The organism is Candidatus Ponderosibacter sp. Uisw_141_02 (assembly GCF_048087665.1).
Taxonomy (GTDB): domain Bacteria; phylum Pseudomonadota; class Alphaproteobacteria; order Puniceispirillales; family Puniceispirillaceae; genus UBA3439.
This window is the reverse complement of the sequence record NZ_CP159807.1, coordinates 868970-892544: the sequence shown is the minus strand read 5'-3', so window position 1 is coordinate 892544 and position 23575 is coordinate 868970. Positions and strand designations below refer to the sequence as shown.

General features: G+C 50.4%; 20 protein-coding genes, 4 tRNA genes and 1 pseudogene. 8 read left to right on the top strand and 17 right to left on the bottom strand.

What is annotated here, in order from left to right; genetic code table 11:
- The first annotated feature begins 65 nt into the window (after window positions 1-65).
- Window positions 66-713 (top strand): class I SAM-dependent methyltransferase, encoded by a 648-nt coding sequence (locus ABXT40_RS04515; protein WP_443646637.1) that lies wholly within the window; start codon window positions 66-68, stop codon window positions 711-713.
- Between the two features lie 9 nt (window positions 714-722).
- Here ABXT40_RS04515 and ABXT40_RS04510 read toward each other — a convergent pair whose 3' ends face one another.
- From ABXT40_RS04510 to clpP, 7 genes are all read right to left on the bottom strand, one after another.
- Window positions 723-1595 (bottom strand): MBL fold metallo-hydrolase, encoded by an 873-nt coding sequence (locus ABXT40_RS04510; protein ID WP_443646636.1) that lies wholly within the window; start codon window positions 1593-1595, stop codon window positions 723-725.
- A gap of 304 nt (window positions 1596-1899) precedes the next feature.
- Window positions 1900-1976, bottom strand: a tRNA-Asp gene (locus tag ABXT40_RS04505).
- Between the two features lie 207 nt (window positions 1977-2183).
- Window positions 2184-2259: transfer RNA gene (locus ABXT40_RS04500), tRNA-Val, on the bottom strand.
- An 88-nt stretch (window positions 2260-2347) separates the two neighbouring features.
- The gene (locus ABXT40_RS04495) at window positions 2348-2623 is read right to left on the bottom strand and encodes an HU family DNA-binding protein (RefSeq protein WP_443646635.1); all 276 of its coding nucleotides are present in this window, start codon (window positions 2621-2623) and stop codon (window positions 2348-2350) included.
- A 140-nt stretch (window positions 2624-2763) separates the two neighbouring features.
- Window positions 2764-5178 (bottom strand): endopeptidase La, encoded by a 2415-nt coding sequence (gene lon, locus ABXT40_RS04490; RefSeq protein ID WP_443646634.1) that lies wholly within the window; start codon window positions 5176-5178, stop codon window positions 2764-2766.
- A gap of 116 nt (window positions 5179-5294) precedes the next feature.
- Window positions 5295-6557 (bottom strand): ATP-dependent Clp protease ATP-binding subunit ClpX, encoded by a 1263-nt coding sequence (clpX, locus tag ABXT40_RS04485; protein ID WP_443646633.1) that lies wholly within the window; start codon window positions 6555-6557, stop codon window positions 5295-5297.
- Between the two features lie 153 nt (window positions 6558-6710).
- Window positions 6711-7331 (bottom strand): ATP-dependent Clp endopeptidase proteolytic subunit ClpP, encoded by a 621-nt coding sequence (clpP, locus tag ABXT40_RS04480; RefSeq protein ID WP_443646960.1) that lies wholly within the window; start codon window positions 7329-7331, stop codon window positions 6711-6713.
- 152 nt (window positions 7332-7483) lie between these two features.
- On the opposite strand from clpP, the gene ABXT40_RS04475 reads away from it, so the two are divergent.
- Window positions 7484-7750, top strand: coding sequence for a hypothetical protein (locus ABXT40_RS04475; RefSeq protein WP_443646632.1), 267 nt, complete (start codon window positions 7484-7486; stop codon window positions 7748-7750).
- 73 nt (window positions 7751-7823) lie between these two features.
- On the opposite strand, the gene tig is transcribed toward ABXT40_RS04475, so the two are convergent.
- From tig to ABXT40_RS04450, 5 genes are all read right to left on the bottom strand, one after another.
- A complete protein-coding gene (gene tig, locus ABXT40_RS04470) occupies window positions 7824-9305 on the bottom strand; it encodes a trigger factor (protein ID WP_443646631.1) in 1482 nt (493 codons plus the stop codon).
- 234 nt (window positions 9306-9539) lie between these two features.
- Window positions 9540-9624: transfer RNA gene (locus ABXT40_RS04465), tRNA-Leu, on the bottom strand.
- 91 nt (window positions 9625-9715) lie between these two features.
- Window positions 9716-9792 (bottom strand) — tRNA-His (locus ABXT40_RS04460).
- A gap of 173 nt (window positions 9793-9965) precedes the next feature.
- Window positions 9966-10400 carry a PaaI family thioesterase gene (locus ABXT40_RS04455; RefSeq protein WP_443646630.1) on the bottom strand — a complete coding sequence of 145 codons (435 nt, stop codon included), beginning with the start codon at window positions 10398-10400 and terminating at the stop codon, window positions 9966-9968.
- Window positions 10397-10987 (bottom strand): peroxidase-related enzyme, encoded by a 591-nt coding sequence (locus ABXT40_RS04450; protein ID WP_443646629.1) that lies wholly within the window; start codon window positions 10985-10987, stop codon window positions 10397-10399. Before ABXT40_RS04450 ends, ABXT40_RS04455 begins: the two co-directional genes overlap by 4 nt.
- Window positions 10988-11354: 367 nt before the next feature.
- Here ABXT40_RS04450 and ABXT40_RS04445 point away from each other — a divergent pair.
- The 4 genes and pseudogenes from ABXT40_RS04445 to ABXT40_RS04430 all read left to right on the top strand — a co-directional run bounded on the left by ABXT40_RS04445 (window position 11355) and on the right by ABXT40_RS04430 (window position 15910).
- Window positions 11355-11693, top strand: a pseudogene (locus ABXT40_RS04445) (P-II family nitrogen regulator).
- Window positions 11694-11778: 85 nt separating this feature from the next.
- Window positions 11779-13188, top strand: a complete 1410-nt coding sequence (glnA, locus tag ABXT40_RS04440) for a type I glutamate--ammonia ligase (RefSeq protein ID WP_443646628.1) — start codon at window positions 11779-11781, stop codon at window positions 13186-13188.
- Between the two features lie 328 nt (window positions 13189-13516).
- Window positions 13517-15499: a DNA topoisomerase IV subunit B gene (gene parE / locus ABXT40_RS04435; RefSeq protein ID WP_443646627.1), complete on the top strand. Its 1983-nt coding sequence runs from the start codon at window positions 13517-13519 to the stop codon at window positions 15497-15499.
- A gap of 24 nt (window positions 15500-15523) precedes the next feature.
- Window positions 15524-15910: a hypothetical protein gene (locus ABXT40_RS04430; RefSeq protein WP_443646626.1), complete on the top strand. Its 387-nt coding sequence runs from the start codon at window positions 15524-15526 to the stop codon at window positions 15908-15910.
- A gap of 3 nt (window positions 15911-15913) precedes the next feature.
- Here the strand turns inward: ABXT40_RS04430 and ABXT40_RS04425 are convergent, their stop codons facing one another.
- Entirely contained in the window at window positions 15914-16615 is a 702-nt protein-coding gene (locus ABXT40_RS04425) for an alpha/beta fold hydrolase (RefSeq protein WP_443646625.1), read from the bottom strand.
- Window positions 16616-16776: 161 nt separating this feature from the next.
- On the opposite strand from ABXT40_RS04425, the gene ABXT40_RS04420 reads away from it, so the two are divergent.
- Window positions 16777-18354 carry a DEAD/DEAH box helicase gene (locus ABXT40_RS04420; protein ID WP_443646624.1) on the top strand — a complete coding sequence of 526 codons (1578 nt, stop codon included), beginning with the start codon at window positions 16777-16779 and terminating at the stop codon, window positions 18352-18354.
- A gap of 106 nt (window positions 18355-18460) precedes the next feature.
- On the opposite strand, the gene pepN is transcribed toward ABXT40_RS04420, so the two are convergent.
- From pepN to ABXT40_RS04405, 3 genes are all read right to left on the bottom strand, one after another.
- The gene (pepN, locus tag ABXT40_RS04415) at window positions 18461-21082 is read right to left on the bottom strand and encodes an aminopeptidase N (protein ID WP_443646623.1); all 2622 of its coding nucleotides are present in this window, start codon (window positions 21080-21082) and stop codon (window positions 18461-18463) included.
- A gap of 5 nt (window positions 21083-21087) precedes the next feature.
- Complete coding sequence (locus ABXT40_RS04410) at window positions 21088-21486, bottom strand: GcrA family cell cycle regulator (RefSeq protein ID WP_443646622.1); 399 nt, start codon at window positions 21484-21486, stop codon at window positions 21088-21090.
- Between the two features lie 106 nt (window positions 21487-21592).
- Window positions 21593-22432, bottom strand: a complete 840-nt coding sequence (locus ABXT40_RS04405) for a shikimate dehydrogenase family protein (RefSeq protein ID WP_443646621.1) — start codon at window positions 22430-22432, stop codon at window positions 21593-21595.
- A gap of 332 nt (window positions 22433-22764) precedes the next feature.
- Between ABXT40_RS04405 and ABXT40_RS04400 the strand changes: the two genes are divergently transcribed.
- Entirely contained in the window at window positions 22765-23115 is a 351-nt protein-coding gene (locus ABXT40_RS04400; RefSeq protein ID WP_443646620.1) for a hypothetical protein, read from the top strand.
- Window positions 23116-23176: 61 nt separating this feature from the next.
- On the opposite strand, the gene msrB is transcribed toward ABXT40_RS04400, so the two are convergent.
- A complete protein-coding gene (gene msrB, locus ABXT40_RS04395; RefSeq protein WP_443646619.1) occupies window positions 23177-23575 on the bottom strand; it encodes a peptide-methionine (R)-S-oxide reductase MsrB in 399 nt (132 codons plus the stop codon).

The following is a 23575-nucleotide window of genomic DNA, read 5'->3' as shown; positions in this document are numbered from 1 at the left end:
TGGTGGGCTTGATAAAATGATTTTGGGCACCGTCACAATCCACGCCGCACCTTTTGGAGGCAGTTTTGCTTCGCCGTTTCATCTATGCCAACCATGAACGCCAGCTCAACCGAACCTATCGCAACCGGCTTGCCAATCGCGGCAACACCGCCCAAGGCGTTTTCTGGCGTTCACAAACAAGCCAGATTGCGCGTTTTGATGCTTTGCTATCGCTTGTGCATCAAATAGCACCACAAAAGCCAGTCACAATTGCCGATATTGGCTGCGGCTATGGTGCCATGCTGGCATTTATCAACAAGACACCAGCCTATGCCCAAACGATCTATCATGGGGTTGATATCAATCGGGCAATGATCGCCGCCTGCCACCAGACATTTCCTGCCGAAAATGCGCTTTTCACAATCGGCAATACGCCGCCAAAACTGGTGGATTTTTGTCTGTTTTCCGGCACATTCAACCTAACCCATAGTGATGATCCTGACCTATGGATGGATTATATCTTTGCCTGTCTTGACCGTTGTATGGCACGGGCGCGTTATGGGCTGGTGCTTAATCTTTTATGTGCGCCAAAGGCCAAGATCGAAAGCCAGATATTTTATGCAGATCGTGCAGCCTTTATCCGCCGTGCCGAAGCCATGATTGGCCCAACCCATGCACAATCAACAAAATATGTTTCGGGTGACGTCAGTTTTGTGATCACCCAAAAAACCTGATCAAGAATGTCAGAATTCGATGACCATACCGTCATGCCCAACCGAACAGCGTCCGTCAAAGCTGCGGCCGGTTTCTGCCTGCCAATCGGCATCACTGCAAATATCGCGTTCAGGGGGAATCAGGTGATTTAACACCAGATGCCCAACATTGGCCGAAGCAGCAATCTGCCCTACCTGTTCAGCAAAGCTATGCGCTGCAAGAAAATGGTTTTTAAGCCGGTCATCACTAGTTTTGGTTTTTGCCAGCACATGACTAAGCCCCTTTGCCAGCATCGCCTCATGCACCAGAACATCACTATTTTTAGCAAAGCCGGCCAAAGACGGCAAATAACGTGTGTCGCCGGAAAATGTTATTGATTTTTCATCTGCATCAAAACGCAAAGCATAGGAATCAACAATCGGCGGGTGATCATTACGCATCGCCGATACGGTCAGGCCATCTTCATCGACAAGCCGAATTGGATCGGACGTTTTCGCATCAATGATGTTGATCTGCGCCATTGCGGCAAATGGCACGCGGCCTTCATCGGCCATTCGGATGGTGATATCAAACCGCATCATCTCGCAAAATTGGCGCCAGATGGCGGCAATTTCAGGCGGGCCAAACACCGACACGGGCCGATCAAGACCAGCTGTCCATGCGGTATGCAGCAACGCGCCAAATTCAAGAATATGATCCGAATGGCAATGGGTAATGAAAATATCGGTCAGGCCGGTCAATGAATAGCCTGCTTTGACCATGCTGGCGGTAACGCCAAGGCCGCAATCAATGATGATCGACCGGCCGGCAATTGCCAAATGCGACGAAGTTGGCAAAAAAGACGCACCTTCGCCGCGAAGTGACGGGCCGCCCTTAGTGCCAAGTAAAACCAGCTTTGCCATGTTACCTGCTTTGTTCCTATTCCCCAGCAACCGACTCTACACTTATCGGTTTTGCCCAAACCAGCGATAGGCAGTTTGCAGCAGATCGACCAAATTGCCAATGGATTGGTCGAGGCTGACACGATCAGCAGTAGAAAAAAAGTTTAGCTAACCGTCAGATGGGATTCGCAAGCCGCAAATACATCTTTGGACAAAGCCCGTTATTTGGCTGCAAAGATCAGGGTGGTCTTGTTGACGCCTAAACAAACGAAACTGAAAGGCAGATTTTGCCGTTCACCGCGATAAATGATGTTTTGACAAGAAATGGCGGGAGTGACGGGACTCGAACCCGCGGCCTCCGGCGTGACAGGCCGGCGCTCTAACCAACTGAGCTACACCCCCTTAAAACAAGGGCTTGTTATTGGGCGTTTGTAGCATGGTTTTTCCATCGGACAACCCTAAAAATGCGTTTCATCAGGCAAGAATTTAAAAAAATTGATCCAACTTTGCTATTGCGTCAAACCAGCGGACAGCAGACAGTATCAACAGCGCCCAGCAACAAGCACCGCCTTTTGCAGATGATATATATTTTGGGGAAATATGCGGGAATGGTGGGTGGTGAGGGGTTCGAACCCCCGACCTACTCGGTGTAAACGAGTTGCTCTCCCAGCTGAGCTAACCACCCTATTCATTCCGGCGTTACTGTTCACCTAAGCGACAATAGTTAACGCCGACCCTTATATCGAGCCGGCGTTAAAAAAGATAGACTAAAATTAGCTATTCACTGCATCTTTTAAAGGAGCGCCAGCTTTAAATTTAGGCTGCTTTGATGCCTTGATCTGGATCGTTTCACCAGTTCTTGGATTGCGGCCAGTTGTTGCTGCGCGGCTTGCAACAGAAAATGTACCAAAACCAACAATACGCACATCGCCACCTGACTTCAACGCACCTGCAATGCTGTCAAAAACACCATCAACAGCGCGACCAGCATCGGCCTTTGTCAGACCAGCAGCATCAGCAACTGCAGAAACGAGATCATTCTTATTCATAGGAACCCCCTATTTGTAGGTTACGTTTAAAAAGTAAACATTGATAGAAAGTTACACCCCTTTTCCACTACTGGCAAAGGGTTTTCTCAAGAAAAAGCGCCATAAAATGACGGTTTAAATCTCAAAATACTACGAAAGGATTAATGCGCGACAATATCACTGTTATTTTCGGTTTTTTCACCAACCGGAACCGCGGCACCATCATCGCCTATTGTTTCAAGCGCGGCAGGAACCGGCTCACGCACCAATGCCGCCGACAACGCCTCATCAACCATGCCCACGGGCACAATTTCAAGCGCGCCTTTGACATTGTCCGGAACATCAGCAAGGTCTTTTTCGTTTTCTTTTGGGATCAGAACGGTTTTTAACCCGCCGCGTTGCGCTGCAAGCAGCTTTTCTTTTAACCCACCAATCGGCAAAACACGGCCACGAAGCGTAATTTCGCCAGTCATTGCCACATCACGACGAATGGCGATGCCGGTAATGGCTGAAATGATTGATGTTGCCATTGCCACACCCGCCGATGGGCCGTCTTTTGGTGTTGCGCCCTCAGGGACGTGGACATGAACATCATGTTTGGCAAGATCGGCCAGATCAATGCCATAGATTTGTGCGCGCGATTTGATAAAGAATTCAGCAGCCTGAATTGATTCTTTCATCACATCGCCAAGCTTGCCAGTCGCGCTAACCTTGCCTTTTCCAGGTACTTTTACCGCTTCGATATTCAGCAATTCACCGCCAACTTCGGTCCATGCAAGCCCAGTGCTGACACCGATCTGGTCATTATCTTCCATTTCGCCAAAGCGGAATCGGATGACGCCCAGATAATCTTCGATATTATCAGGTGTGACTGTAATTGTTGACTCTTTGCCAGATACGATCGCTGTTACGGTTTTGCGGGCAATCTTGGCAATTTCGCGCTCAAGATTACGAACCCCCGCCTCACGCGTATAGAGCTGGATTATCGAACGAACCGCATCATCAGTGATGGTTAATTCGCCGTCTTTCAAACCATGATCATCAAGCTGCTTTTTCATCAGATGGCGTTTGGCGATTTCCAGCTTTTCATCTTCCGTATAGCCAGACAGACGGATAATTTCCATCCGATCCATCAGAGGCTGCGGCATATTCAATGTATTGGCCGTTGTGACAAACATTACATTCGACAGGTCGAAATCGACTTCCATGTAATGGTCCTGAAACGCGTTATTTTGCGCTGGATCAAGCACTTCAAGAAGCGCCGATGTCGGGTCACCGCGCCAATCAGCACCAAGCTTGTCAACCTCATCAAGAAGGAATAGCGGATTGTTCATTCCAGCTTTTTTCATACCTTGCAGCACTTTGCCGGGCATTGACCCGATGTAGGTGCGGCGATGGCCACGAATTTCGGCTTCATCACGAACGCCGCCAAGTGCCATACGCACATATTGACGGCCGGTTGCTTTGGCAATTGACTTGCCAAGCGATGTTTTACCAACACCTGGCGGGCCAACAAGGCAAAGAATAGGGCCGCGCATGGCTTTGGTTCGCTGCTGAACAGCCAGAAACTCAACGATGCGGTCTTTGACTTTATCAAGTCCATAGTGATCGGCATCAAGAACCGCGCGCGCCGCAACAATATCTTTTTTCAGGCGGCTGGCTTTTTTCCACGGCAGCGCAAGAATCCACTCAAGATAGTTCCGAACAACCGTTGCTTCGGCGCTCATCGGCCCCATATTGCGCAGTTTTTTCAATTCGGCTGTGGCTTTTTCGCGAACTGGCTTTGGCAGTTTCATGTCATTCAGCTGAGCTTCGATCTCATCAAGCTCATTCATGCCATCCTCGCCCTCACCAAGCTCTTTCTGGATGGCCTTCATCTGCTCGTTTAAATAATATTCGCGCTGGGTCTTTTCCATCTGCCGCTTTACGCGGTTACGCACTCTTTTTTCGACCTGAAGCGCGCCAATTTCGCCTTCCATCACGCCCAAAATCTTTTCAAGGCGTTCATGCACATCAAGCGTTTCGAGCAAACCCTGCTTTTCGGCGATTTTCACGGCCAGATGCGAGGCAATCATATCGGCAATTTTATCTGCCTCATCGACCTGCTCAACCGCACTTAACACTTCTGACGCGATCTTTTTATTCAGCTTGATATATTGTTCAAACTGCTGAACCGTTGCGCGGCTCAGCGCAGCTGTATCGGCGCCACGATCACCCGTTTGTTCCGCCGGCTCGGCCTCGACAAACAAATAGCCTTTGTCATCGGTCAATGTATCAAGACGCAAACGCAAACGCTCGCCGCCTTCAACAAGCACCTTTACCGCACCATCAGGCAGTTTCAATAGCTGCAAAATCGAGCCAACAGTACCCGTGGTGTAAAGACCATCACCATCAGGATCTTCAATGCCAGCTTCAGTTTGGGTTGCAAGGATGATTTGCTTGTCTTCAGCCATAACAGCCTCAAGCGCCTTGATCGATTTTTCGCGGCCGACAAAAAGCGGCACGATCATATGCGGAAACACCACAATATCGCGAAGCGGAAGAACAGGAAGCGCAGGTACAGACGAAACAGCCATTGAAAACAACCCTTAACTAGACAAAAAGGAATAACGGCGCAATCCGACGCCTACTATTGATATGGGGCTTGTACGGTCAGCTTTCAACCGCCCAAATGCACAAACCAACAGGGCAATTATGCGCCCTGTTCTGCCCCTTGTGGCCGTTTGGCATGAACAACCAGTGGTGCGGCGCCATTATCAACGACGTCAGCATTGATCACAACCTCTTCGATATCACCCGTCGTTGGAATATCAAACATTGGCTCCATCAAAATATTTTCCATGATTGACCGAAGCCCCCGCGCGCCTGTTTTCCGCTCAATCGCCTTTTTGGCAACGGCTTTCAACGCGTCATCACGGAATTCAAGATTGACGTCATCCATTTCAAACAGCTTTTGATATTGCTTCAAAAGCGCATTTTTCGGCTCGGTCAAAATCTGAATCAGCGCGTCTTCATCAAGGTCTTCAAGCGTCGCCACAACTGGCAAACGGCCAACAAATTCAGGGATCAGACCAAATTTGATCAAATCTTCCGGCTCAAGTTCGGCAAGGAGCTCACCAATTTTGCGGTCATCTGGATCGCGAACATCAGCACCAAAACCAATACCAGCACCCGTATGGCGACCAGCGATCAACTTGTCGAGACCGGCAAAGGCTCCTCCACAGATGAACAGAATATTGGTGGTATCAACCTGCAAAAATTCTTGCTGGGGATGCTTGCGCCCCCCTTGCGGTGGCACGGATGCAACGGTGCCTTCCATGATCTTTAACAAAGCCTGCTGCACGCCCTCGCCCGATACATCGCGCGTGATTGACGGATTATCAGATTTGCGGGAAATTTTATCGACCTCGTCAATATAGACAATGCCGCGTTGCGCACGCTCAACATTGTAATCGGCGGCCTGCAGCAATTTCAGGATAATGTTTTCGACATCTTCACCAACATAGCCAGCCTCGGTCAATGTGGTGGCATCGGCCATGGTGAACGGTACATCAAGCATCCGCGCCAACGTTTGCGCCAGCAATGTTTTGCCACAACCGGTAGGACCAACAAGAAGGATGTTCGATTTGGAAATTTCCACATCACCCGTACGGCTAGCATTTGCCAGACGCTTGTAATGATTATGAACAGCGACCGCCAAAACGCGTTTGGCCCGTGCCTGACCGATTACATATTCATCAAGCACCTGCTTGATATCGGCCGGTGTTGGCACACCGTCATGGCTTTTTGATAGCTGGGTTTTATGCTCTTCACGGATGATATCCATGCAAAGTTCAACACATTCATCGCAGATAAAGACAGTTGGCCCTGCAATGAGCTTGCGCACCTCATGCTGGCTCTTTCCACAAAAAGAGCAGAACAAAGTTCCCTTATCAGCATCATCTTTTTTTGCCATTTTACGGCTCCTGCGCTTGATCATATGGGCGGCTTTGATGCCGTCCGGTCGGTATATTGCAGCCCCAGTTTAGAGCGCGTCCATAGTTACTTACAAACAAAATCTGTGCCAAAGTCAAAATCGACAGATCAGGTATCTGTCAAAAGCGTGGCTTTAGCCTTCAGTCTTTGGGACCGGGCGCTTTTCAACCACCTCGTCAATCAGGCCAAAATCTTTTGCATCTTCGGCTGTCATGAAGGTATCACGATCCATGATTTTTTCGATTTGTTTGATTGTTTTGCCGGAATGTTTTTCGTAAATGCCGTTCAAACGCTGGCGTAAATCGAGAATTTCCTTGGCATGAATTTCGATATCGGTTGCTTGGCCTTGAAACCCGCCAGATGGCTGATGTGTCATGATGCGGGCATTTGGCAGGCTGAAACGCTTGCCAGCGGCGCCTGCAGTCAGCAAAAGCGAGCCCATTGAGGCGGCTTGCCCCATACAAACGGTCGAAACATCGGGGCGGATATATTCCATCGTGTCATAAATCGCCAAACCAGACGTCACAATTCCGCCGGGTGAATTGATATACATTGAGATGTCTTTGGTCGGGTTTTCGGACTCTAAAAACAGCAATTGCGAACAAACAAGTGACGCAACACCGTCATCAATCGGCCCATTCAGGAAAATAATCCGTTCTTTCAGCAGCCGCGAAAAAATATCATAGGCGCGTTCGCCGCGATTGGTTTGCTCGACCACCATCGGCACCAGATTTGCCTGAATTGGATCTTGAATCCGGTCTTGCACGCTAAAAGGAAAATTTCCGGTATTTTGGCTCATTCACTGTCTCCTGGGACATATCGCAAGACCGCAATGTGCAGCCCGTTTCATTCTAAATCACGCATCCACCAAAACAGCAGCGTTAAGCCTGCAATCAGACTCATACCATGACCGGCGATCCGCTTTGTTACTATATGGGCATCGGCAAAAACGGTTCAAGCAAAAGATCAAGAAACCTTGCCGGTTTTCCCGGATTTTCCAAAAAACCAGCACGAACACCGACCCATCGAAGGAAACGGAGCCTAGCCAAGCCACATAAGCCCACCCGCCCGATCAACACCGCCTTCAAGAAAACTCTGCCACAAAAATATGGCCAGCATTATACGGCCAACAAAAAGGGCCGCCAAATCCGGCAGCCCTTCTGGTTTCGGTAGCAGGCAGGCTGGATATAAAGCCTGCCCATTTCACCTGTTAGACAGCCAGTTTGACTGTTTATTTCTTGACGGCTTATTTCTTGGCGGCTGGCTTTTTCGCAGCGGCTTTCTTAGCAGCTGGCTTTTTCGCCGCAGCTTTCTTGGCAACTGGCTTTTTCGCCGCGGCTTTCTTGGCTGGTGCTGCCTCTTCGGGTGCGGCGTACAGAGTATCTGTGTCGATTGTGACATCAGTTACCTTGGCCATTTCAAGAATGAAATCAATGACCTTATCTTCAAAGATCGGGCCAGCAATTTGCTGCGTCGCTTGTGGGTTTTTCTGGAAATATTCCAGCACCATCTGTTCTTGACCCGGATAACGGCGTGCTTCTTCAAATACCGCACGGCGGGTATCTTCTTCGGTCACTTCAATATTGTTTTCACGGCCAATTTCGGTGATCAGCAGCCCAAGCCGAACGCGGCGTGTGGCAACTGCTTCAGCTTCAGCTTTGGCATCATCATCCATGCCCTCATCGACAGCGGGATGGTCATGGCCATGATCATGGTCATGGTCATGACCATGGTCATGGTCATGGTCGTGATCCTGCTCAGCCGCTTTCGGATTCATCGCCCGTGCCACTGACTCATATTCCTGCTTGAACAATGATGGCGGCACGTCAAAGGCATCGCCTTCAGCAAGCGCATCAAGAACATTTTTCTTGGTCATTTGACGCAAGGCTGTTTGATGCTGGCCATTGATCTGCTCGGCGATTGCGCCTTTCAGACCATCAAGATTTTCAAATCCAAGGCGTGTTGCCAATTCATCATCAATGCTGGCATCGGCCTTTTCATGAAGCTCGTTTAGTTTCACTTCGAAAACAGCCAATTTACCAGCCAGATGGGCAGCTTGATAATCTTCTGGGAAGGTTACTGGCACATCGATTGTTGTCCCTGGCTTTGCACCAACAATTCCGTCTTCAAAACCCGGGATAAAGCTGTTTGAACCAAGTTCAAGCGAATGGCCTTCGGCCGTACCGCCGTCAAAATCCTCGCCATCGATACGACCAATGAAATCGATCATCGCAACATCGCCTGATTTGGCAGCGCGTGCCTTAGCAATTGGGGCTGTTGGGCGGTTTTCATCGGCAATGCGCCCCAACGTCTCTTCAACTTCTTTTGGATCGCTGTCAATTTTCGGACGATCAACACTAACTTTGCCAAGATCAGGGATCGTAATTGCTGGCATGACTTCACATGCAAGCGATGCTTCGAGGTCTTTGCCATCTTCATAAGATTTGATATCGACCTGTGGCTGGCTTGCAAGACGAAGATCATTACCTTCGATCGCCTGACGAGCGCCTTCATCAAGTGCTGCCTTGATCGCATCGCCGCGAACCTGATCGCTAAAGCGTGATTTCACAACCGACATTGGCACTTTACCCGGGCGGAAACCCGGCATTTTGACTGTTGTCGCAATTTCTTCCAGCTTTTTGGAAACTTCGGCGTCAATCTCGGCTGCGGTGATTACGATTTGATATTCACGCAACAAGCCTTCTGATTTGGTCTCAGACACATTCATCGAACCATTTATCCTTTATCTTGCCATGACCGGTCATCCGGCCGATTTGTGATATGACGGCACAGCCATATCGGGTTTTCCCAGACCGGCTTGATCTTAAACGATCTAGGCAAAACTATTTGTTGCCCGTACCGGCCTAACCTAAACGCTGGGACAGACGGCACCGCCCGATCGGCATTCACCCTGTCACCTTAAACCTGAACCGCAGATGCGGCAAAAATCCTTGCAATCAGATGGTGCGGGCGGAGGGACTCGAACCCCCACGACTTTCGCCACTGGTACCTAAAACCAGCGCGTCTACCAATTCCGCCACGCCCGCACATCGTCATCTGCTTCTTTTGCCAACGTCTTTCATCCGCTTTGACAGCGCGGCCACAGACGCCGGTTTCCCCATCAATTGTCAGGAGAAATGGGGCGAGTGACCGGTTTTGAACCGGCGACCTCCAGTGCCACAAACTGGCGCTCTAACCAACTGAGCTACACCCGCCATCAGCAACGCACCCAGCCTTCTCCGTAAATCAAAGAATACCCAGGCCGAAACTGGACGCGAACATAATCCAAGCCTTGCCAGCATGCAAGGGGCTTTTACAGGTCTTTTTCCCATGCAAATGAAAGGCCGGTGCCGCTTTTGCGAATGCGGCTTGATCGCACCGTGACAACCTAGCCTTTCAGCGGCCGTCCGGGTTTAAAGACACCGCTTGCCGACGCGATCACCCGGCCATCGGGAGCCAGAACCTCGCCCTCGGCAAAAAACACTGACTTACCGCCGCCTGTTCGCCGCGCCTTGGCAAGGGCAAAACCATCTTCTAGCTGCAGTGGCGCGATATATTGCGTCGTCAAAGACAAGGTCAGCCCGGGATACAGCCCGTCAGGTGCAGGCCGGTAACTGCCGGACATTGCCAATGCCACATCCAGCATGCTGGCATAAAGCCCGCCATGGACAAGCCCAAGCGGGTTAAGATGATCATGCGTCAAATCAACCTGAAGCAATGCCAAACCGTCCTGCCAGTCAAGAATCATGATTCCATTACAATGATTGAACCCGCCGGCTTGGTTCAATTGGTTGATCCGCTGATCTGCATGCGCCTTGATCATGATCCGGCAACCGGAAAATCGCGGCCAAGAGTGTAAAATTCAGCATTTGGGCGCATCGAAGTCAGGCTCGCCATCCGGTTCGACAGCGCAAATAGGCCGGTAATGGCGGCAATATCCCAGATGTCATCATCGCTGAAACCATGCTGGTGAAGCATGGCGAAATCATCGTCACCTATGTCTTGGGACCGATTACAGGTTTTGATGGCAAAATCCAGCATCGCCTTTTGCCGGTCCGTAATATCGGCTTTCTTATAATTGGTCGCGATGGCATCAGCGATGGTTGCCGATTTTTCATAGATCCGCAGAATGGCACCATGCGCCACAACGCAGTAAAGACAGTTGTTTTCTGCCGAGGTGGCAACAACGATCATTTCGCGCTCACCTTTGCTAAGGCCGGAATCGCGTAGCATCAATGCTTCATGATAGGCCCAAAAGGCACGCAATTCATCGGGTCGATGCGCCAATGCCCAAAACACATTTGGCACAAAGCCCGCCTTTTTCGAGACATCGTGAAATAGCTTTTGCAGATCGGCTGGCAAAGCCGCAAAATCCGGAACCGGAAACCGGCTGATGGCATGTGTTGTCATTATGTCCTCATATTCAAGAATAACCGGCAAATGATCCGCGTTGTAACGCGGCAATTTAGACGAGAACAACCCTTCAGAGTCTTGCCCTTTTCTTTTCCTACGCGTGTCTTAGTCACCATATCTTTGTCTTTCCCCGATCGCAACTATGCCTAAAATTTAGGCAATATGCTTATCGTAAGGGCAGATTTGCCAAAATAGGCATCGAAGCCCGTCACCCACATCTGGCCGGTCTTGCCTTAACCCTGTCGATTGGACAGAAGAAGGTTAAGATTCGCGGCCATGCGGCGGCTGGTTGGCGTTGCCTCGTCTAAAGACGGTCGCTCTTTTTGAAATGTAGTCTCAGGCCCTAACAGAAAAGTGACAGCTTATGAAAAAAATTGAAGCCATTATTAAACCCTTCAAATTGGATGAAGTGAAAGAAGCTTTGCATGATGTAGGGATTTAAGGAATCACCGTACTCGAAGCCAAGGGTTTCGGCCGCCAGAAAGGCCATACCGAGCTTTATCGCGGTGCTGAATATGTCGTCGATTTCCTGCCAAAGGTTAAAATTGAGGTCGTAATTGACGATGCCATGACCGACCGGGTGGTTGACGCCATTCAAAACGCGGCGCAAACAGGCCGCATTGGTGATGGAAAGATTTTTATCTCGACAATTGACGAAGCGATCCGCATCCGCACGGGCGAACGCGGCAGTGACGCGGTTTAAGCACTGGTCTCGACCGTGCCGAACCCAGACTAAACAGAGTTTAACGATTAAGTTTTAAATGACCGATAACGGAAGGATCCCTAAAATGTCTGACGCAAAAAAAATCATGGAAATGATCAAAGAACACGACATCACTTACGTCGATCTGCGTTTCACCGATACGCTTGGTAAAATGCAGCATGTAACCCAGCATATCGACACGATTGATGAAGATGCGCTGAACGAAGGCTTTATGTTTGACGGCTCGTCAATTGCTGGTTGGAAAGCCATCAATGACTCAGACATGACATTGATGCCTGATCTGTATCGTGCTTACATCGACCCGTTCTTTGCCCAGCCAACATTGGCATTGTTCTGCGACGTTCTTGAGCCATCAAGCGGCGAAGCTTACGATCGCGACCCGCGCGGCACAGCCAAGGCAGCTCTTGCGCATATCGAAACTTTGGGCATTGCTGATACAGCCTTTTTCGGTCCTGAAGCCGAATTCTTCATTTTTGAAGATGTCAAAATCGACGTATCAATGAACCGTGGCCTATACTCGGTCGATAGTGTCGAAGGTCCCTACAACAGCGCCCGCAAATATGGCGAAGGCAACCTTGGCCACCGTCCGGGTGTCAAAGGCGGCTATTTCCCGGTGCCACCAGTCGATTCGGGGCAGGACATCCGGTCTGAAATGGTATCGGTTATGGCCGATATGGGCGTTGCTGTTGAAAAGCATCACCATGAAGTTGCCCCATCGCAGCATGAGCTTGGCATCAAATTTGGCACCTTGCTGGAAACTGCTGACAACATGCAGCTTTATAAATATTGCGTTCATCAGGTTGCCCATGCTTATGGCGTAACCGCGACTTTCATGCCGAAGCCAATTTCTGGTGATAACGGATCAGGCATGCATGTTCACCAGTCGCTTTGGTCAGATGGCAAGCCGCTCTTCGCTGGCAACCAATATGCCGATCTGTCTGAAACTGCGCTTTACTACATTGGCGGCATCATTAAACACGCCAAGTCACTGAACGCTTTCACCAACCCATCTACCAACAGCTACAAGCGGTTGATCCCGGGTTATGAAGCCCCTGTTCTGTTGGCTTACTCATCACGCAACCGGTCAGCATCATGCCGTATTCCGCATGTGAATTCACCGGCTGGCAAGCGTGTTGAAGTGCGTTTTCCAGATGCAACAGCAAACCCATATCTGTCATTCTCGGCAATGCTGATGGCCGGTGTTGACGGTATTCGCAACAAGATTCACCCCGGTGATGCGATGGATAAGGATCTTTATGATCTGCCACCTGAAGAACTGTCACAAATCCCGACCGTTTGTGGATCACTTCGCGAGGCACTTGAGGCATTGAATGAAGACCGCGCCTATCTGACTCAGGGCAATGTGTTCACCGACGATCAGATCGACGCCTTTATCGAGCTAAAAATGCAAGATGTGATCCGTCTGGAGCACACACCTGCACCTGTCGAATTTGATATGTATTATTCATATTAAGCGATCGCAAAAGATAATCTGAAAAGGCGGGGCTGGTTCCCGCCTTTTTCTTTTCCGTCTCAAATCTGCTGTTTCTGGTATCGGCTGTTTCTGGTATCAGCTGTTTCTGGTATCAGCTGTTTCTGGTATCAGCTGTTTCTGGTATCAGCTGTTTCTGGTATCAGCTGTTTTTGGGGCATTCTTGGGTATTTTGCCAGTCAATCACAATATATTGGCGTTTGAGCAACAGATCGTTGCTAGATACGGTAGACAGACGCTATCCAAGGCCGATATAGTGGCGCAACGCCGCATTCTGCTGGCGACCGCCTTTAAACCCGATGAGTGATTGATGGCTGATCTTTTTGGCAATGCCGCAAAAACCGATGATTATGATGCATCCAATATCGAGGTATTGGAAGGGCTAGAGCCTGTTCGCCATCGTCCGGGAATGTATATTGGCGGCACTGACGACCGCGCCTTGCATCATCTGGCTGCTGAAATTCTCGACAATTCGATGGATGAAGCTGTTGCTGGCCATGCCAACCGGATTGATATTCATCTCGAATCTGCCGACCGATTAACCATTCGAGATAACGGACGCGGCATGCCAACGGGCAAACATCCAAAATTTCCCGATCAATCCGCCGTTGAAGTCATTATGACAACGCTTCATGCTGGCGGTAAATTTTCGGGCAAGGCCTATGCAACCTCAGGCGGTCTGCATGGTGTTGGCGCGTCAGTCGTGAATGCGTTATCAAGCGATTTAATGGTTGAGATCGCGCGTGACAAAATTCTGTTTCAACAGCGATTTTCGCGCGGCAAGCCGCTTGGCCCGCTGGTTGAAGTTGGCGCTGCCCCTAATCGCCGCGGCACATCGGTTAGCTTTACGCCCGATACTGAGATTTTTGGTGCTGGCGCAAAATTCCGCCCTGCCACCCTGTACCGGATGGCACGATCCAAGGCCTATCTATTTGCCGGTGTTGAAATTCGTTGGCGGTGCGATCCGGCATTGCTTGGCAATGATGATCCCATTCCGGCCGAGGCCAGCCTGCATTACCCGGGCGGCCTTGCCGATTATCTTACCGATGCGACCACTGACAAAGCATTGATGATTTCCACCCCTTTTGCCGAAGCGGTAGAGCTTGACGGGCAGAAATTTGAATGGGCCATCACTTGGCTTGGTCCGGGTGAAGATGGCTTTTTCCACAGCTATTGCAACACGGTGCCAACACCATCAGGTGGAACACACGAAACCGGCTTTCGCCAGGCCATCGTTCGCGGCCTTCGCAGCTTTGGCGATTTGGTTGGCAATAAAAAAGCCGCCGACATCACCGCTGATGATGCGCTTGCTGGCGGCGGCATCATGCTGTCAGTGTTTTTGCGCGATCCGCAATTTCAGGGGCAGACCAAAGACCGGCTTGTCTCAACCGATGCAACTCGCCAAACCGAACAGGCCGTTCGTGACCGGTTTGATCAATGGCTATCAGCCGATGCCGGACGAGCAACATTTTTGCTGGATGCCGCGATTGAGCGCGCGGATGACCGCAAACGCCGCAAAAAGGAAAAAGAAGTTGCGCGGAAATCGGCGACAAGACGTTTGCGCCTTCCGGGTAAACTGGCTGATTGTTCGTCAAGCGATCATGAAGCAACCGAATTATTCTTGGTCGAGGGTGATTCGGCTGGCGGATCGGCAAAACAGGCACGCGATCGGAAAATTCAAGCGGTGTTACCCCTTCGCGGTAAAATCTTGAATGTCGCAAGCGCATCGACCGAAAAATTAAGCGCCAATCAAGAATTATCGGACCTGTCTTTGGCATTGGGCGTCAAACCGGGAAAGGATTTCCGGCTTGATGACCTTCGCTATGGCCGGATTATCATCATGACCGATGCCGATGTTGATGGTGCGCATATCGCGGCATTGCTAATGACCTATTTTTACCGCGAAATGCCCCAGCTTGTTGAGGCTGGACGGCTTTATCTGGCGCAGCCGCCGCTGTACCGGCTGACGCAAGGCGGCAAAACAGTCTATGCGCTTGATGAAGAACAGCGCGAAGCCAGCATGAAAAACATCTTTGATGGGCGCGGTAAGGTTGAAATCAGCCGCTTTAAGGGGCTTGGTGAAATGCCACCATCACAATTGAAAGAGACAACGATGAATCCGGCAAGCCGCCGCTTGTTGCAGGTTTCATTGCCGCTTCGCGACTCGGTTGGCGCCGATTTGCGGCGTCACACTGACCAGCTGGTCAATACATTGATGGGCAAAAAGGCCGAATTGCGATTTGGTTATATTCGCGATCATGCCGAAGATGCGCTGGCTAATCTTGATGTATAGCGTTCCCCAGATTTTGAGGTTTTCATGCGTCCACAACTAGCACTTCGACTGATCGGTAGCGGGCTGGTTTTGCAAGGGCTGCTGTTTTACGGCTTTGCAACACCGCTGACGATCCAGATTTTCCCAGGTGCCAGCGATGAAGCGGTTCATGTTGGTATAATCATGCGGCGCGGCCTTGCGGCAATGTCTTTTCTGGCGGGTCTGGTCATTTTTCTGGTTCGCAACGATGGATATCGAACAACAAAACGCGTGTTATTCGGCTGTGGCATCGGATTTGCCGCCATTACCTTGTCACTGATTAAGATCCTTGCTGAACAGGCTGCGGTTATCCCACTGCCCGCAATCGCGTTTTATGGCTTTGTCGCGGTCTATGCGCTGTATATTTCGGTTCGCAAGCAGAAAACAGCCTAGCCGCTAATCGGCAGCGCGCTCGAATAATGACTCAATCGCGTTGGTGACGGCCTCGGGCGCCTCGATTGATGACAGATGTCCAATACCATTTAGCAGGCATAATTCGGCCTGCGGCGCAAGACCGGCCATTTCAACCGACAGATTTGGCGGCGTCAAAACATCCATATTGCCACATAAAACAAGAATCGGCGCGACAAAGCTGGCCAGCGTGTCACGCTGGGCGCGCCGCCCCATAATTGCCGTTTGCTGTTGGACAAAGCCAATGCGCCCAATTTCGGCTGCCATGGCCAGAACATCGGCAACAACCGCCTCATCTTGCAGTGCCGCCTCAGATAATAGGCGCGGCATCAAACGGCGTGTGACGCCTTGAAAGCCTTTTTGTTTGGCAAGAGCGATTGCCTGCTGGCGTTGGCGTTGGCTTTCGGCGCTATCATCGCGGCAATTGGTGCTAAGCAATGCCATCGCTGCCATCCGTTGCGGTGCCAGCCGCGCCATTTCCAAAGCCACATAACCACCCATTGACAGGCCAATCGGCACCAAGGGGCCTTCACAAAGATCAAGTGCTGCCTGCGCCATGTCATGAATTGAGTCATGACGCGTTGTATCAGCGATATAACCCTGATTTGGCAGGCTGGCGCGCTGTTTGGCAAAAAGCAATTCGGTACAAAGAAGACCGGGAATAAAAATTGGTGTGAATGACGGCATCAAGGGCTCGGTGGGAGTGATAGAATGAAAGATTGACCTCGGCAGCATTACTCTGTATCACCAGCAACGTTGAAAGCCCATAAAAACTTATGGAATTTACGGTAAATTGCCCGTTTGTGGTGCGAAGACATTTCCAGTCAATATCAATAGGGAACTTATCTTTGAACTTTTCAGATCTCGGCCTCAGTGACGAGCTAAGCAGGGCGGTAGCCGATCTAGGTTATACCAGCCCAACACCCATCCAAGAAAAATCCATCCCTATTGTATTGATGGGCCGTGATATTCTTGGCTCGGCGCAGACCGGCACTGGCAAAACTGCCTCATTCACCTTGCCGATGATTGATATTCTGGCCTCTGGCCGCGCCAAGGCACGCCTGCCCCGATCGCTAATTCTTGCGCCAACGCGCGAATTGGCGGCACAGGTCGCCGATTCTTTCGAAAAATTCAGCTCATACCATAAATTAAGCATGGCATTATTAATCGGCGGGGTCAGCTTTACCGAACAGAATGCAGCGCTCAGCAAGGGTGTTGATGTTCTGATCGCTACGCCGGGTCGGTTGCTCGATCATTTCGAACGCGGCAAAGTTCTGTTGAATGATGTGAAAATTCTGGTAATCGACGAAGCCGACCGGATGCTGGATATGGGCTTTATCCCCGATGTTGAGCGGATCGCTAGCCTGTTACCGCGGATGCGCCAAACGCTGTTTTTCTCAGCAACATTGTCTGATGATATTCAAAAGCTTGGCGCAAAATTTGTGATGAATCCAAAGGTCATCGAAGTGGCTCCACCTGCGGCAACAGCCGATACAGTTGCCCAGCATTTAATTTGGACTGATACCAGGAAAAAACGCCAGATATTGCGCGATATTCTGCGCCATGAAGCCGTCAAAAATGCGGTTATTTTCTGCAATCGCAAACGCGATATCGCTGAATTGATCAAATCGCTGACGCGGCATGGCTTTTCGGCTGTTGCGCTTCATGGAGACATGACCCAATCAGCGCGCCTTGAAGCTCTGCAACGTTTCAAAGATGGCGCAGTGCCGCTTATGATCGCCTCGGATGTGGCTGCACGCGGGCTTGATATTGCCGGTCTTAGCCATGTTTTCAATTTTGATGTGCCAACCCATGCCGAAGATTATGTTCATCGCATTGGCCGGACTGGCCGCGCTGGCAAGTCAGGGCGTGCCTTTACCATCGCTGCCAGCGCAGATGACATCAAATATATTGGCTTTATTGAAAAGCTAATTGGCAAACCTGTTCCGCAAATCACAGTTGTTGATGGCAAGGTTGTTGAGTCAAGGGCAAAATCATCAGCGTCAAAACCCGCAATCTGTGATGATCAAGACATTACCAAAACCGATGATGGCCAGTCAAATGTGACCGGCGCATCGACAAAAGAGACTGTTGAAAAACCAGCGTCAAAGGGCCGTGGTCGCGGCGGGAATGACAAGAAAACAGCGGAAAAGCCCGCCAGAACGGATGCATCAAATAGTAATGCGGCGCAAAATGACCTGGTGAAAATTGATGCGGCCAGCGAAAAACCCGCTAAACCGGCAAAGGCAAAATCGGCTGGTGGTTCGGCTGGCAGTTCTTCATCAGCGCTAGCCGCAAAACCAGCACCCAAAACAGCCACAAAAACCAAAAACCGGAATCGCGATGATGAATTGCCATCACCGCCGGATTGTTCGGGCAATACTTTGGGTGAAACAGGTCATATTCCGGCATTTTTGCGCCGCTAGCATCACAGCAAAACCACGATTGATCATCGCCTGATTATTGCCGTCGGTCATCGCCAGTGATGATTGTCTAATCAAATCTATGCCATGTGGCACCATGACCCGCCTTTTACGCGGGTGACGGCCTATCGCCAAGCGCCTTATCAAGGACCTCACGAAGATCATTTGATTGCGCCTGTTTTTGTATCTTTTCCAACACCGCGCCCATCTTTGCACGCCGTTCGGGGGCATATTGCGCCATTCGGGTCAAAGGCAAGGCCATCCTTGCCGCCAATTGCGGATTACGCGCATCGATATCAATCAGGCAGTCGCCGATAAAATCAAACCCTGATCCATCATCAGCATAGAAATGCACCGGATTACCAGTCATAAAAGCACCAAGAACCGACCGTAATTTATTTGGATTATTCGCATCAAATGCCGGATGCGCCATTAATTCGCCAAGCCGCGCAACCGTGCCAGAGACAAGCGACATCGATTCCATCATGAACCATTTTTCCATGACAAGCGGGCTGTCCTGCCACCGATCATGAAACGCCTGCAAAGCAATGGCACGCGCTGGATGATCACAATGGTTCAAGGCCATTAATGCGCCTTGTGACAGGGTCATATTCTGGTCATGCACCTGGTTTGCAGCGCGTTCAATCGCGGCATTGTCACCGGCCGCAATGGCCAATCCCAACAGCCGGTTTAACAGGGCACGCCCACCATTTGTTTTGGTCATGATGGCCACATTTTCATCTGTCAGCGCAGATTTGATTTGCGGTGCTAGCATTCGCCCAAGAGCCGCCTCAACCACCCGTCTTGTATGAAATAACGCCACTGGATCGGCTGGCGTCATACGGCTTTCCAGAACCGAAATGGCGGGAAGCGTTAAAAGACCCGATTTAAACATATCCAGTAAATCTGGATTGGCGAGACTGTTGGCATAGGCTTTGGCAAGTGCTGCAATTGCGGTTTCATCAACGCCATGATTCGGATCATCTGCAATTGCCAGAATTTGATCGGCAAGAAGCGTTTGTGCCGCATCCCAACGATTGAACATATCGGCATCATGCGCCATTAAATGCAGCCGTTCAGATGATGATAAATCATCTTTCAAAATAACCGGTGCTGAAAAATTGCGAAGCAAACTTGGCACGACTTTTCCGGATGATGCGGGGAAAATCGGTTGGAGATGCGTTTTGCCAGTGACCAGAGTCACCTGTTCATCAAGATAGGGCGCATCGGCCGACAGCCGGAATGGTACAATCGCCCCATCATCGCCAACAAGTCCAATGCGAACCGGTATCGGCAGCGGCAAGCGGGGTGTCTTTGCCATGGTTTCAGGAATAGTCTGGGTAAATTCGATGGCAAACGCCTGATTTTCATCAATCGCCACGCGGCTGGCGGTCAATTCAGGCGTTCCGGCCTGCGAATACCAACCAGCAAACTCTGACAGATCAACGCCATTCGCATCGGCGAGTGCCGCCACAAAATCATCACACGTTACCGCCGCCCCATCATGGCGCTCAAAATAAAGATCGGTGCCGCGCCGAAACCCATCCTTGCCAAGATAGCTAGCAAGCATGCGAATGACCTCAGCACCTTTTTCATATACCGTCGCCGTGTAAAAATTATTGATCTCGCGATAGCTTTCAGGCCGGATCGGGTGCGCTGTCGGGCTGCGATCTTCGGGGAATTGCGCCGCGCGAAGCATCGACACATCATCGGCGCGTTGCAGACCAGCATCATGCATATCGGCTGAAAAACACTGATCGCGAAAAACCGTCAGCCCCTCTTTCAGAGTTAATTGAAACCAGTCACGGCAGGTCACACGATTGCCAGTCCAATTATGGAAATATTCATGGGCAATAATCGATTCGACACGATGTAGGTCAGTATCAGTTGCGGTTTTCGGATCGGCCAGCACAAATTTGCTGTTGAAAATATTCAGGCCTTTATTTTCCATCGCGCCCATATTAAAATGGCTAACCGCAACGATCTGGAACAGATCAAGGTCATATTCAAGGCCATAAACCTCTTCATCCCAGCGCATTGACCGTTTCAGCGAATCCATCGCATGGTGGGTCAAACCAACATTGCCCTTTTCTACATAAATATGAAGATTAACCTTGCGCCCCGACATGGTTTGAAAGCTGTCAACTGCGCAATCAAGATCACCAACGACCGCCGCGAATAGATAGCTTGGTTTTGGATGCGGGTCATGCCAGATAGCAAAATGCCGGTCAGTACCACAATGGCCGGTTTCGATCAGATTTCCATTCGACAGCAATTGCGGGTAGGCGCGCGCGGCTTCTAACCGAACGGTGAAAATGCTCATCACATCGGGGCGATCAGGGTAAAACCCGATCCGGCGAAACCCTTCAGGCTCGCATTGCGTGCAATACATGCCGCCCGATAGATACAGCCCTTCGAGTGCGGTATTGGTTTCAGGGTGGCATTCGGCGATTGTTTCAACAACACAAGCACCATTCAGGCCGGTAATCTGCAATCCTGATTCATCATGGCTATAGTCAGTATCGGCCAAGGGTTTGCCATCAATCGAAATTGCTTGAAGCTCAAGCCCACGCCCATCAAGATGCAAGATCCCCGCCCCACCAGCCGCAGGGTTCGGCGTGACGGCCAATTTGGTTGTGACAATGCTGCTAAGTTCATGAATATCGATGTTCAGATCGACTGACGTTACCAGAAAAGCGGGCGGCGTATAGTCCTCGCGACGTTTTAGCATCGGCGTTAGCTTGAGTCGCGTGATGTTGTATAGGCTTCTTGGCAGTGTGTCAGGCAATAGGGCTTGCCAGGTACAATCGCATCACCGCAAAAGACAAAGCCATTTTTCTTGGGATCACCAGTTGGCCAGCAACATTTACTTCTGGACCATTCCAATTGGCGCAATTCAAGGCGCAACGGCAAATTTTCAGTCACCTCAGGCACGGCGACTTTTGGCTTTTCAACCTTTGGCCGGCTAATTGGAGATGGACGCTTTGGCAGGCCCATCCGGTGGGCTTTGCCAGCAATCGCGTTGCGCGATACGCCAAGTGCCTCGCCAATTTGCGAAATGGACAAGCCTTGTGTCCATAACTCTTTCAGCTTTTCAAGACGTTCATCAGTCCAAACATTTGCTGTATCGGTCATTCACTTCCTCATTTTCCAACGATTGCGCCAACAACTACGCCAGTGCAGCACCGCCCATTTATAGCTGTCTGGCCAAACGAACTCAATGACCGAATCGGCCATTTGGCTATAACGCCCCGATAAATTTACCGATCAGGTCGATTTGGTAATCCAGCATATGCCGCCCATAATGCACCCGAAGCCCTGCTTTTTGTGCCGCAGCAAGCCATTCGGTCTCAGCAGGAACCATGATGATATCGGCAATCACCGTATCAGGGCGCACCGCATCCAGTACCAGAGGCAAGGCATCGCCCGGTTTCAGACCAAGGCTAGTGCTGTTAATGATCATATCAGCGTCACCGCCATCACAATCAGCAAGCGCGGCGGCGTGAACATTGGCAAAGCCGGTTTTGCTGACAAGCAGGCTGGCAAGTTCTTCAGCCTTGCTAAGGCTGCGATTGGCGATGGTCAATTTACCAATTTTTGCCTCAACCAGCGCCGCCGCAATCGCACGGGCAGCACCGCCTGCCCCAATCAGCAAAATCGTTTTATCGGCAACATCATATCCATTGCCAATCGCGCCAGCGACAAAACCGGCACCATCAAAATTATCGCCATGCATTGTGCCATCATCATCAAACCGCACCGCATTAACCGCACAGGTCAATTGGGCGGCGGTGCCAAGGCTGTCACAAAGATCGGCAAGCGGCATTTTATGGGGGATCGTCACCGCAAGCCCGCCAAAATTTGGCATGGCGCGAAGCGCGTTGATGATGCGTTCCAGCTTTTCTGAGGGCGCATTGATTGGCACCATGATATGGGGCAAACCCGCCGCCGCAAAACGCGGGTTAAACACCATTGGTGCCCGAACATGATCAACCGGATGAGCGATCACACCAAAGACGCGTGTTGCCCCGTCAACCCATGGCATCGGGTTTGATAATTCAGTTTCAGGCGGCAAAGACATCTACCCATTTCCCTTTATCATGACCAGCATGGCCGGTCTTGTCAGCCTGCTGCGCCTTTTGTTGTCGTCAAGCTATGCCCACGATGGGGTAAAAGCAAGTCATGCCTGCCAAAATCATGGCAAATCATTGCCAAATTATTGCCCAATTATAGCCAATTTATTACCACGAAAAGATCACAGCCGCGCCCCTTTTCCGCCCCTATTTAACAGGATTATAGCGATGTGGCACCGGTATGCTGGAATTCATCACCCACTGTTTGTTCGGCTCCAGTGTCAATTTTCGTAAATGCGTTAAAAAAGCGCCCCAAAAACAGCAACCAAAGGAAAAGCCTATGAAACAGCGTTATTTCCCCGTTCTGATCGGTGCCGGTCTTCTGGTATCGGGAAGCATCATCACCGGACTTGCCAATGCCGATATGGACGATGCGTCACATAAGCGCGACAAGTTCATGGCCAAAAAACTCGACATTAATAATGATGGTATGCTCAGCCTTGAAGAACTCACCAGCCGCCAAGATAAACGGTTTCAAATGCTTGATCTTAACGCCGACGGCATGATCGACAAAACCGAGTTTAACGGTCGTATCGTCGCCATGTTCGAGAAGATGGACAGCAATGATGATGGCAACTTGGATGATAAAGAAATCCGCAAGATGAAGCGCCATAACTACGGCAAGATATAAAACGCAACAGGCGGATATTCCAATTCGCTCGCCTTCACCGGCCTTTGCCCATCACCTCCTCCTATTCGTCGCTCACAAAATCCAGTGCCGCCGAATTGATGCAATAGCGAAGGCCGGTGGGTTGCGGCCCATCAGGAAACACATGGCCAAGATGTGCGTCACAACGGTCACAATGAACCTCGGTGCGGCGCATAAAAAAGCTTTCATCAACCGTTTTGCCGATATTTGCCTCTTCAACCAGCGCAAAAAAGCTTGGCCAGCCCGATCCTGAGTCAAATTTGGTCTCGGATGAAAATAACGGTGTTGCACAGCAGATACAAAGATAGGTGCCAGCGTCATAATGTTTATCAAGACGGCCTGAAAAAGCCCGCTCGGTGCCATGTTTGCGTGTTACATGATATTGCTCTTCAGTCAGTTGTTCACGCCATTCTTCATCAGTTTTGTTAATTTTATCACTCAC